The 12,618-nt window shown below is 73.0% G+C and carries 6 protein-coding genes; all 6 read right to left on the bottom strand.

Annotation, left to right across the window (positions count from 1 at the left end):
* Positions 1–91 precede the first annotated feature (91 nt).
* Complete coding sequence (locus AC069R_RS33190) at positions 92–808, bottom strand: HNH endonuclease family protein (protein WP_478770415.1); 717 nt, start codon at positions 806–808, stop codon at positions 92–94.
* Between the two features lie 213 nt (positions 809–1,021).
* On the bottom strand, positions 1,022–4,621 hold the full coding sequence (mfd, locus tag AC069R_RS33185; RefSeq protein WP_478770414.1) for a transcription-repair coupling factor: 3,600 nt from the start codon (positions 4,619–4,621) through the stop codon (positions 1,022–1,024).
* 222 nt (positions 4,622–4,843) lie between these two features.
* A complete protein-coding gene (locus tag AC069R_RS33180) occupies positions 4,844–7,426 on the bottom strand; it encodes an ABC transporter permease (protein WP_478770413.1) in 2,583 nt (860 codons plus the stop codon).
* Entirely contained in the window at positions 7,423–8,211 is a 789-nt protein-coding gene (locus AC069R_RS33175) for an ABC transporter ATP-binding protein (protein ID WP_397985567.1), read from the bottom strand. The genes AC069R_RS33180 and AC069R_RS33175 overlap by 4 nt, the downstream gene beginning before the upstream one ends.
* A gap of 450 nt (positions 8,212–8,661) precedes the next feature.
* Positions 8,662–9,549 (bottom strand): cellulose-binding protein, encoded by an 888-nt coding sequence (locus AC069R_RS33170; RefSeq protein ID WP_478770412.1) that lies wholly within the window; start codon positions 9,547–9,549, stop codon positions 8,662–8,664.
* 153 nt (positions 9,550–9,702) lie between these two features.
* A complete protein-coding gene (locus AC069R_RS33165) occupies positions 9,703–12,615 on the bottom strand; it encodes an SUKH-4 family immunity protein (protein WP_478770411.1) in 2,913 nt (970 codons plus the stop codon).
* Positions 12,616–12,618 lie beyond the last annotated feature (3 nt).

Raw genomic sequence — 12,618 nt, 5'->3', positions numbered from 1 at the left:
AACTCGCCGACCGATACCGCGCCGGAGTCCACCTCGCCTCGCTCATCCTCTGGCTCCGCGAACCCAACCAAGATCCTTTGTCAGACAAGACCTAGCGCGCCGTGAAGCGGGCCGGGGCCTCGGTCGGGTTGCCGCCTGAGGGCAGCTTCTGGTTCGGGCAGGCGGTGAGGACCTTCTCCATCGCCGCCTTCTCGCCGGAGGTGACCCACAGGCCGTACTTCTTCTTCACCGCCACCTGCGTCGCCACATAGGTGCAGCGGTAGTCCTTGTCCGGCGGCAGCCAGGTGGCCGCGTCGCCGTCGCCCTTGCCGCGGTTGGCGCTCGCGTCCACCGCGATCAGGTTGAGCGGGTCGTTGGCCAGCGCGATCCGCTTGTTCGCGTCCCAGTACTTGGCGCCCTTCTGCCAGGCGTCCGAGAGGGCGACGACATGGTCGATGTCAACCTTGCTGGCACCGCGCCGGTAGGTGATCTCCTTGCCCGAGTACGGGTCCGGGTCCAGCAGCCCGTAGGAGACCTTGCAGGTGCCGCCGGTGAACTTCACGTCCTTCAGGTCGCGTTTGAGGATGTCGTCCCGCGTGTCGCAGGAGTTGGAGTCCGTGTCCGCCCACGCGCTGCCGAACCGCTCACGGGAGTAACCGGTCTTCGGGGCGCGGCCCTTGACGGGCAGCGCCTCGGCCGCGGTCAGCGCGGCGCCGCCACCGCTTCTCTCCTCGGGGCCCGAAGCCCCCTTGTCCTGGCCCGACGTGCAGCCGGCCACCGCGGCCAGCACCACCACCGCACCGATCGCACCGCTTTTCAGACGCGTCATGCTGCGCCCCCCTCGCTCGCCCTGTGGGTCCGCCCTCGGAAGCGGGGCGGATCGTTCCGCCCCTTACGGTAACTGCCCGTTCCAGAGCGGCAGATGGGTCCCAAAGGGAGGATTCAGGGGCAAGCAGGGCGTGAGGTGGGGCACACGGCGGCCGAAGACCGGCGCACGGACCGTCCGTCCGTACGCCGGCTCACACCCTGGTGTCGTACGAGGTCAGGAGCCCAGGACCGAGGCCAGGAACTCACCCACCCAGGCGAGCAGTTCGCGGCCGACCAGCGGCTTGCCGCCCACCTTCGCGGTCTTCGGGCGGGGCACCAGCAGCTGGTGCGCGGCCGCCTTGACGACCGTACCGGGGTACAGCCGCTTGAGGCGCAGCTCCTGCGACTCGCGCAGCTCGACCGGGGCGAAGCGGATATTGGTGCCCTGAAGGACGATCTCGCCGACGCCGCAGGCCCGCGCCAGCATCCGCAGCCCGGCCACCAGCAGCAGGTTCTCCACCGGCTCCGGCAGCTTGCCGTAACGGTCGGTGAGTTCCTCGCGGACGGCCTTGATGTCCTCCTCGGAGTTGGCGGAGGCGATGGCGCGGTAGGCCTGGAGGCGCAGCCGCTCGCCGGGCGCGTACTCGTGCGGGACGTGCGCGTCGACGGGCAGCTCGACCTTGACCTCCAGCGGGGCCTCCTCCGCACCTCCCGCCGAAGGCTCCCCGGTCTCCAGCTGCCGCCGGTAGTCCGCGACGGCCTCGCCGACCATGCGCACGTACAGGTCGAAGCCGACGCCCGCGATGTGCCCGGACTGCTCGCCGCCGAGCAGGTTGCCCGCGCCGCGGATCTCCAGGTCCTTCATGGCCACGTACATGCCCGCGCCCATCTCGGTGTGCTGGGCGATGGTCGCCAGCCGCTCGTGGGCCGTCTCGGTGAGCGGCTTCTCCGGCGGGTACAGGAAGTACGCGTACCCGCGCTCGCGGCCACGCCCGACCCGGCCGCGCAGCTGGTGCAGCTGGGAGAGGCCGAAGGTGTCGCCGCGCTCCACGATCAGGGTGTTGGCGTTGGAGATGTCGATGCCGGACTCCACGATGGTGGTGGAGACGAGCACATCGAACTTCTTCTCCCAGAAGTCGACCACGACCTGCTCCAGGGTTGCCTCCGACATCTGCCCGTGCGCGGTGGCGATACGGGCCTCGGGCACGATGTCGCGCAGCCGGGCCGCCGCCCGGTCGATGGACTCCACCCGGTTGTGGATGTAGAAGACCTGGCCCTCGCGCAGCAGTTCACGGCGGATCGCGGCGCCGATCTGCTTCTCCTCGTACGGCCCCACGAAGGTGAGCACCGGGTGGCGCTCCTCGGGCGGGGTGGTGATGGTCGACATCTCGCGGATGCCGGTGACCGCCATCTCCAGGGTGCGCGGGATGGGGGTGGCGGACATGGTGAGCACGTCCACGTTGGCGCGCAGCTTCTTCAGCTGCTCCTTGTGCTCGACGCCGAAGCGCTGCTCCTCGTCCACGATGACCAGGCCCAGGTCCTTGAACTTGGTCTCGGAGGAGAACAGCCGGTGGGTGCCGATGACGACGTCCACCGCGCCCTCGCGCAGCCCCTCCAGGACGGCCTTGGCCTCGGTGTCGGTCTGGAACCGGGACAGCGCCCGCACATTGACCGGGAACTGCGCGTACCGCTCGGAGAACGTCCCGAAGTGCTGCTGCACCAGCAGCGTCGTCGGCACCAGGACCGCGACCTGCTTGCCGTCCTGTACGGCCTTGAAGGCGGCCCGCACCGCGATCTCGGTCTTGCCGTAGCCGACGTCGCCGCAGACGAGGCGGTCCATGGGGATCGACTTCTCCATGTCCTCCTTGACCTCGGCGATGGTGGTGAGCTGGTCCGGGGTCTCGGCGTAGGGGAAGGCGTCCTCCAGCTCGCGCTGCCAGGGCGTGTCGGCGCCGAAGGCGTGGCCGGGGGCGGCCATGCGGGCGCTGTAGAGCTTGATCAGGTCGGCGGCGATCTCCTTGACCGCCTTCTTGGCGCGCGCCTTGGTCTTCGTCCAGTCGGCGCCGCCCAGGCGGTGCAGGGTGGGCGCCTCGCCGCCGACGTACTTGGTGATCTGCTCCAGCTGGTCGGTGGGGATGTAGAGGCGGTCGCCCGGCTGGCCGCGCTTGGCGGGAGCGTACTCCACGACCAGGTACTCGCGGGTGGCGCCCTGCACGGTGCGCTGCACCATCTCGATGTAGCGGCCCACGCCGTGCTGTTCGTGGACGATGTAGTCGCCCGGCTCCAGGGTGAGCGGGTCGATGGTCTTGCGGCGCCGGGCGGGCATCCGGGCGCCGTCGCGGCTCGCGGTGCGCTGCCCGGACAGGTCGGTCTCGGTGAGCACGGCGAGCTTGAGCCCCGGATCGACCAGGCCGTACTCGATCGAGCCGCAGGAGACGTGCACCACGGAGGGGTTCAGCTCGCCGAGGTCGGTGTCCAGGCGGGCGGCGATGCCCTCGCCGCCGAGCACCTCGACGGTGCGGGAGGCCGGGCCGTGGCCCTCGGTGAGGAACGCCATGCGCCAGCCGTCGGCGAGCCAGCCCTTGGTGTCCGCGAGCGCCCTGGCGGTGTCGCCGCGGTAGGCGTCGGGCGCGTGCATCCCCAGCTTGAGGGTGTCCGCGTCGAGTTCCTCGTCGGCGGCGAAGGGTGAGACGGACCACCACATCATGTTCAGCTCGCGCGCCCGGTCGCGGACGTCGGCGATGGACCACAGGGAGGCCGCGTCGACGTCGATCGGGGCCTCGCCGCCCGCCCGTCGCCCACTACCACCCTCAGCCGAGCGAGCTTCGCCCGCGCGCCACGATCCCGCCGTGGCCGCCCAGGACGCCTGGAGGAACTCCTGGCTGGTGGCCACCAGGTCGGCGGCGCGGGTACGGACCCGCTCCGGGTCGCAGACGACGGCCATCGAACCCTGGGGCAGCACGTCCAGGAGCAGCTCCATGTCGTCCACCAGGACCGGGGCGAGGGACTCCATGCCCTCGACCGCGATGCCCTCGGCGATCTTGTTCAGCAGTTCGCCCAGCTCCGGGTGCTCCTCGGCGAGCGCCCGCGCCCGCTCGCGCACCTCGTCGGTGAGCAGCAGCTCGCGGCAGGGCGGCGCCCACAGGCCGTGCTCGGCGATTTCGAGGGAGCGCTGGTCGGCGACCTTGAAGTAGCGGATCTCCTCGACGTCGTCGCCCCAGAACTCGATGCGCAGGGGGTGTTCCTCGGTGGGCGGGAACACGTCCAGGATGCCGCCGCGCACCGCGAACTCGCCGCGCTTCTCCACCAGCTCCACGCGCGCGTACGCCGCCGCCGCGAGAGCCTGGACGACCTCGTTCAGATCGGCGTTCTGACCGGTGCGCAGGGCCACAGGCTCCAGGTCGCCCAGGCCCTTGACCTGCGGCTGGAGCACGGAACGCACGGGCGCGACGACGACGGAGACCGGGCCGGTCTCGGGGTCGTCCGCGCGGGGGTGGGCGAGGCGGCGCAGCACCGCGAGGCGCCGGCCGACGGTGTCGCTGCGGGGGCTGAGGCGCTCGTGCGGCAGCGTCTCCCAGGAGGGGTACTCCACGACGCCCTCGGGGGGCAGCAGCGAGCGCAGCGCCGCCGCCAGGTCCTCCGCCTCACGGCCGGTCGCCGTGACCGCGAGTACCGTACGGCCGCTCTCGCGGGCCAGGCCGGCGACCGCGAAGGGGCGGGCCGCCGGGGGGCCGACGAGATCGACGTGCATACGGTTGCCGTCCGCGGCCGCCGTGATCGCTTCCGCGAGGGCGGGGTCCTTGACGACGGCGTCGAGCAGACCGTGCAGGCTCATGGGGGCTTTCCGTCCGGGGTGGGCAACGCAAGCAGCCCGGCGCGGGGCGCGACCGGGGGTGTCCAGCGTACGACGCCGCCGGGGTTGACGCCGGTGCCTGTGGACAACCCCGCCATCCCGGACGGACGGACACCCGGTACCGGGAAGTCCTCAGGACTCCTCGGTACCGGGCGCTCCCCCGCAACCCCCGTATGCGGTGGTCGTGGGCCGGGCCGGCGGCGGCTAGTCCGTGGCGATGGCGTTCAGGACGTTCATGCGGCCCGCGCGGAAGGCCGGGACGAGGGCGGCGAACAGGCCCACGAAGGCGGAGCCGATGAAGACGGCGATGATCGTCGGCCAGGGGATGTCCAGCACATCGAGCCCCTGGAGGGCGAGGAGCTGCTGGGCCGTCGCGCCCCAGCCCATGCCGAGGCCCAGGCCGAGCAGGGCGCCGAAGACGGCGATCACCACGGACTCCAGGCGGATCATGCGCCGCAGCTGGCGGCGGGAGAGGCCGATGGCCCGCATCAGGCCGATCTCCCGTGTCCGCTCCACCACCGACAGGGCCAGGGTGTTCACCACACCGAGGACCGCGACGATGATCGCCAGGGCCAGCAGGCCGTAGATCATGTTGAGCAGCTGGCCTATCTGGTCCTTGAGCGCCTTCTTGTAGTCGGTCTGGTCGCGCACGGTCAGCGCCGGGTCGGCGCGCAGCGTCCGCTTCAGCGACGCGTAGGCGGCCGCCTCCTGCCCGTGCTCGGCGGTGGCGAAGACCAGCTGGTCCAGCGGCATCCGGTCGGCCGGCACATACTTCGCGACGGTCGGGATGGACGCGTACATCGCACCCTTGTCGATCACCGCGTCGTCGCTGGTGATGGCGCGGACCGTCAGCCTGGCGGCCCTGCCGTCCCTGAAACCGACCGTGACCGTGGAGCCCAGCCTGATGCCGTGCTCCTTGGCGAAGCCCTCGAAGACGGACATGGAGTCGGGCCGGTAGGCGTCGGCGAGATCACCGGCGACCGTCTTGGTGCGCACGTCCTTCGCGTAGCCGGCGTCGGCCGCGTTGATCGTCACCCCCTTGGAGACCTTGCCGTCCGGCGTGCTCAGCGTCGCGTCGAGCAGCTTGTACTCGGTGACCCGCTCCAGGCCGGGGGTGGCCTTGATCTGCCGCACCAGCTGCGGCTTGACGAAGCTGAACTCCTGGTCGCCCTGGACGATGAAGTCCGCGCCGACGGTCTTGTCCAGCTGGTCGGTGGCCGAGGCCACCATCGAGGAGCCCACCACGGACAGGCAGGCCACCAGGGCGAGGCCGATCATCAGGGCGGCGCCGGTGGCACCCGTGCGGCGCGGGTTGCGCAGCGCGTTGCGCTCCGCCATCCGGCCGACCGGGCCGAAGACCCGCAGGATGATCGCGCCGAGGACCCGGACCACACCGCCGGCGAGCAGCGGGCCGATCACCACGAAGCCGACCAGGGTGAGCAGCACGCCGAGGCCCAGCAGCCCCGAACCGGGCTTGGCCTCGCCGGCGGTCGCGGCGGCGTACAGGCTCCAGCCGCCGGCGCCGGTGAGCACCAGACCGAGCACGGCGCGCACCGCACCGGACCTGGCGTCGGCCGGGGTGCCGGCGTCGCGCAGGGCCGCCATCGGGGAGACCTTCCCGGCCCGGCGGGCGGGCAGATAGGCCGCGAGGACGGTGACCGCGACACCCAGCAGCAGGCCGAGCGCGGGCGTGGTCCAGGCAATCGTCAGGTCGTCGGTGGACAGCTCCATGCCCATGCCGCTCATGAGCTTCATCAGGCCGACCGCGATGCCGACGCCCGCGCCGACGCCGAGCACCGAGCCGATCACCCCGAGCAGCAGCGCCTCGACCAGCACCGAGCGGTTGACCTGCTTGCGGGAGGAGCCGATGGCGCGCATCAGCCCGATCTCGCGGGTGCGCTGGGCGACCAGCATGGAGAAGGTGTTGATGATCAGGAAGATGCCGACCAGGAAGGCGATCCCGGCGAAGCCGAGCATCGCGTACTTCATGACGTTCAGGAAGCTCTCGACACTCTTCTGGTTGGCGTCGGCGACCTCCTTGGCGGTGCGCACCTTGTAGCCGTGGCCGAGGGCGGCCGTGACGTTCTTCTTCAGCTGATCGTCCGTCACGCCGCGGGCGGCGGTGACATTGACGTCCGTGTAGACACCGGTGCGCCCGATCAGGGTCCGCTGGGCGGTCCTGGTGTCCAGGTAGAAGACCGCCGCGCCGGGGTTGGTCACCTTGAAGGCGACGATGCCGGACACGCGGGCGTGGTGCGTGCCCACGACCGAGATCATGCCGATGTCGTCGCCCAGCCTCAGGTGGTGCCTGGCGGCGGTGTCCTTGTCGACCATCACCTGGCCGGGGCCCTTGGGCGCCGCACCCGTGGTGATCTCCATGGTGCGGGCGTCGTTGCCGTTCCAGCTGCCCACGATGGTCGGGCCGCCGCTGGTCGGCGACAGCTTGTCCTTCCTGCCGTCGATCACGGTCACCGAGGTGGAGAACACCGTGCCCTCGGCCGACCGCACGCCGCGCGCCCCCTGGACGGTGGGGACGACGGAGGCCGGCATGACCGGCGGCTTGCCGGTGCGGGAGGTGGTCTGGCCGGTGTCGGAGGCGCCGCGGGCGCTGACCGTGACGTCCGAGGCGGTCGCCTGGAACAGCTTGTCGAAGGTGGTGTTCATGGTGTCGGTGAACACCAGCGTGCCGCACACGAAGGCGACCGACAGCAGGACCGCGACCGCCGAGAGCGCCATGCGGCCCTTGTGCGCGAAGAAGTTGCGCATCGAGGTTCTCAGCACGGTCATGACGTACGCCCCCGCGCATCGAAGTCCTTCATGCGGTCCAGGACCTGATCGGCCGTCGGCTGGTACATCTCGTCCACGATCCGGCCGTCGGCCAGATACAGCACCCGGTCCGCGTACGAGGCGGCCACCGGGTCGTGGGTCACCATGACGATGGTCTGGCCGAGTTCGTCCACCGAGCGGCGCAGGAAGCCCAGCACCTCGGCACCCGCGCGCGAGTCCAGGTTTCCGGTCGGCTCGTCACCGAAGATGATCTCCGGTCGCGCGGCGAGCGCGCGGGCCACGGCGACGCGCTGCTGCTGGCCGCCGGACAGCTGCGTCGGCCGGTGCTTGAGCCGCCCGGCGAGGCCGACGGTCTCCACGACCCGGTCCAGCCAGGCGCGGTCGGGCTTGCGGCCGGCTATGTCCATCGGCAGCGTGATGTTCTCCAGCGCGTTCAGCGTCGGCAGCAGGTTGAACGCCTGGAAGATGAAGCCGATCCGGTCCCGGCGCAGCTGGGTGAGCTTCTTGTCCTTCAGGCCGGTGATCTCGGTGTCCGCCAGATGGATCCGACCGCTCGTCACCGTGTCCAGGCCCGCGAGGCAGTGCATCAGCGTGGACTTGCCGGACCCCGAGGGGCCCATGATCGCGGTGAACTGGCCGCCGGCGATGTCCACGTCGACGTGGTCCAGCGCGACGACACGGGTCTCCCCGGATCCGTACGCCTTCACGACCTGCCGCGCCCGCGCGGCAACGGCCGTCAGCCCTCCAGTGCCCCCGTGCCTGGGAATGGTCACAGCCGATGTCACGGTATGTCTCCTATATCGGTCGGCAAGTGCGTGTGCGACGCCCCGCAGTTCCGGTGCGTGCGGGTTCCGGCCACGCGCTAAGCGGTGCTGCCCGCGTCGCAAGCGGGCTGCCCGCCTCTTACACGGTGCTGCCCGCCTCGTACACGGCGCTGTCCGCGTCATGCGTGGTCGCGGCTACGTCCATGAGTCTCGCGCCCGGCGAGGGTGCGGCGCGCTGGTGCACAACCCCCTCTTCGGCAGGGGGAAAACCCCACCCCTCCGTTCGGGCCGGCCGCCCCCCAGCGGCGTAAAGCCAGCTTAAGGAACCCCCCTGCCCCGGCTCGTCCTCCGCCGGGACGACCCCTCCCCGAGCCCTGATACGGAGATACCCCTAGGGGACCCCCGCCCCCGGCCCGGCCCCTTCTCAGGGTTCGCCTCCACCCACAGGCGGGCCCGTCTCCACCCCGGCCGCTACTCCACGACCGCCTGACCGGTCAGCGCCATCAGCTTGCTGCGCACATGATCCATGTGAGCCTGAACGTCGTCCCAGGTCGCGCTGTGTTCGCGCAGGACCCGTTCCGTCTCGTGGGCGATCAGGTCGGCGCGGGCATGGGCCTCGGCGACGATCGCGGCCGCGCGGGCGTGCGCCTCCTCCTCGCACCGGCGGCCGTACTCCTCCGCCTCCCCCAACGCCCGCTTCGCCGTGGCCACTTTCTCCTCCGCGAGGGCCACAAGACCGGCCTCGCGCGCGTCCGCGGCCACCACCGCCTCGGCCTCCGCGCGCTCCACCGCGGCCAAGCGCCCGGCCTGTTCGCGGGACTGCCCGGCCAGCAGGTCGCCGGTGCGCCGCCGTACCTCGCGCAGCTCCTCCAGGGACTCCTTGCGGCCCGCCTTCACCGCCCGCCGCGCGCCGATGCGCAGCTCGTCGGCCTCCGCGCGGGCGGCGAGCAGGACCTGACGGGCGTGTTCGTCGGCCTCCGCGCGCACCGAGTCCGCCGCCTCCTGCGCGGCCAGGCGCACGCCCTCCGCGTCCGCCGCCGCCCGCGCGACCAGCTCACGCGCCTCGCACCGCGCACGCTCCCGCAGCTGCCGCGCCTCCTCCAGCGCGAGCTGGAACAACCTGCGCGCGCCCTCGTCGAGCGAGTCGTACTCCTGCGGCCCGAGCCCGGAGACCACCTCGCGCAGCCGCGCGGCCTCCGCCGCCATGTCCTTGGCCAGCACGGTCAGCCGCGCCGCGCGCTCCCACGCCGCGTCCCGCTCCCCGGACAGCGCCTCCAGGTACGCATGGACCTGCTCGGGCCGGTAACCGCGCCCCCGGACGGTCGTGAAGCCGTTCGGCGGCATCCATGCGCAGCTCACCTCGGGAACCCCTCTCCGACCGACATGCACGACAGCAGAGTTCGCGCACATCGTGACGGATCGGGCTCAACTGTTCATAACGCGACACTCCGCCGCCGTGTCACAGGCGGAGTGCCGCGGTTCACCACCCCCGGCGGGTTCCCGCGGGCCCGGCTACAGCAGCCCGTCCCACATCTGCTCCAGCAGCACCGACCACCAGCTCTCCGGCGAACCCAGCGCCGCCGGGTCCAGCGCGGCCAGCTGCGCCTGGAAATCGACGGTCCAGCGGCCCGCCTGCTCCTGGTTCAGCCCGTACCGCAGCCGCCACATCCGGCCCAGCAGCGCAAGGCAGCGCACGAACTCCGGCAGCCCGGTGTTCACGAACTGCGGCGGCACCGGCGCACCACCCGGACCCGCCTCCACCGGCACGGCCACGATGTTCGCCGTCCCGTACTGCACACACAGCGCCTTGCCGAAGTCCGTGCCCATCACCAGGTACGACCCCGCGTCCGCCGCCGGCTGCACCCCGCGCTCCGCCGCCAGCTCCGCCAGCGTCGGCACCGGACGGCCCGGCTGCGCCTGCGCCCAGAAGAACGGGCCCATGTCCACCGGAAGCCCGGCCACCACCAGGGTGTGCGCCACGACCGGCGGCACACCCTGCCGGGACACCGCCTGCTGCTCGAACCGGAAGACCCCCGGCCCGAACGCCGCCGCCAGCTCCTGCCCCGCGGCCTCCGGCGGCACCGGCGGCGCGGCCTGCACCGGCGGCAACGGCGCACGCACCGGCGCGGGCCGCGCAGGGCCGTCCGCCACCTGATGCAACTCACCCTGGTGCGCCAGCAGTTGCGCCATCCCCTGCTGCCGGCTCGCGTGGTCGGTGCCGTACGGCGCGATGCTCGTGATCCGCGCCTGCGGCCACTGCTCCCGGATCATCCGCGCACAGTAGGCACCCGGCAGCTCGCACGACTCCAGCTCCGTGTGCAGCTCCAGCACCTGGCCCGGCGGCACGTTCATCGACCGCAGCTCGTGGAAGATCTGCCACTCCGGGTGCGGCGTGCCCGGCGCCGAACGCCGGATCAGCTGCTGCTCCGAACCGTCCTGCGCCCGGTACCGCAGCACGGCCTGGTAACCGGGGCCCACCGTCGGCTGCCCGGCCTGCGGATACCCGTACGCCGCGGGCTGCCCCGGCACGGGGACGCCCGGCTGGGGCGGGGCCATCGGCGGCGGGGCACCGGGAACCCCCGCGGGCATGCCCGGAACACCGGGCGCGGCCGGCGGCGGGGGCAGGGGCACACCGGGCCCGCCCACGGGAGGCGCCGCCAGCATGGTCTCCGCCTGGTGTACGGCACCCCGCGCACCCGGCGCCGCGGGGGCACCGGGCATACCGGGAGCGCCGGGAGGCAGCAGGGCACCGGGAACCGGGGGCATGCCGGGGGCCGCCGGGGGCTGGGGCGCGCCGGGGACGGGGGGCAGGCCGGGGGCACCCGGAGCGCCAGGCGCACCCGGACCGCCCGGCATACCCGGAGCGCCCGGCATACCCGGCGCGTGCGGAACACCCGGCGCACCCGGCATCCCCGGAGCCGCCGGAGGCTGCGGGGCACCGGGGCCCACCGGACCGGGGCCGGCCAGCATCGTGGCCGCGTGGTGTACGTCGCCCGCAGGCGCCGCGGGCGGCCTGGGCACACCCGCCGTACCGTCCTGCCCCTCCGGGCCGTCCGGGACGACCGCGGACACGAGACGCGTCGGCACGTACCCGCCACCCGGCGACGCGCCCGGCGCGGGCGGATGCGGCACGCTCCCCGGACGCGCGCCCGGCGCACCCGGCGCACCCGGCGGCGGAGGCGGCGCACCCACCCCGCCGCGCGCCTTCTTCGGCGGCGGCGCCGCCTTGCTCGTCGCGGCATCCGCGATGTCCCCGGCGTTCGGCGCGAGCGGACGCCCGGCCGGAACACCGGGCGAACCCGGCGCGGCCTGACCCGCCGGCGCCTGCGGATAACCCCCCGGCGGGGCGGCCGGCGGCGGCGTGCTGCCCTCAGGCACCGGCTCGGCGGGCCCCTGCGGATAGCCGTGGACCGGCGCACCCGGAGGCGGGGTGCCGCCCGGCACCGGGGCACCGGGGCCTGCCGGGGCCTGCGGATAGCCGTAAGCCGGGGCGCCCGGAGACGGCGGCGGAGGCGGCGTGCTGCCCAGCTGCGCGCCCGGCGCACCACCCGGAACCGGCGAACCACCCGGCGCGCCCGGCTCGTCCGGCAGGTCCAGCGCCGGTGCGACCGCCGTGCGCGGCAGCTGACTGCCGCCCGACATCAGCGCCGTCTTCGCGTCCGGCACGGAGACCGGCGGCGCGTCCTCGTCGGCACCGCCCAGCGGCGGCGCGAACACCGTCGCGGGCAACGGCACCGAACGGTCGTCGTCCTCACCCGCGCCCCCGTTCGTGTCCGTACCCGCCCACGGAGTCGCCCCCACCGGCACGTCCACCGGAGCGGGGGCGGGGGGTGGCGTGGGAGCACCAGCCATAGGAGTTGCAGGAGCCGGCGAAGCCGCGGGAGCCACCACCGGGCCGGCCGACGTCCCCGCCGCCCCGCCCGAAAGCCCCGCACCCTCGGCGGAACCGGCGTCCGCGACCGGCACCCCGGCGCCCTCCGACGCACCGGAACCCGCGGCCCCGGCACCCCCCGGCACACCGGAATCCGCCGACGACTGCCGCCGCTCCCCTATCCCCAGCTTGTCCGCCGCCTCCTGCAACCACTCCGGCGGAGTCAGCAGGAACGACGTCTGATTCAGATCCAACCGCGCCGCCGGCGCCGGCACCGCGTCCACGGGACCGTCCGAACCGCCGTACTCCTCCTCGTACCGGCGGATCACCTCACCCACCGGCAGCGCCGGCCACAGCGTGGCCTCACCGCTGTCCCGCGCGATCACCAGCCGCTGCGCGCCCGCGTCCGACCGCGGCCCCTCCGCCCGGTCCTCGCCCCACACCACGAACCCCAGCTCGAACTCCCGCACCCGCACCTCACGGTGCTGATACGCGGGCACATCGCCGTTGATCCACTCCTCGGCGCGCTCCTGCGCCTGCGCGTACGTCACCATCGC

The organism is Streptomyces sp. NPDC043952, assembly GCF_056435325.1.
Note: the sequence above shows the minus strand (reverse complement) of the source record. Positions and strands in the feature narration are given on the sequence as shown.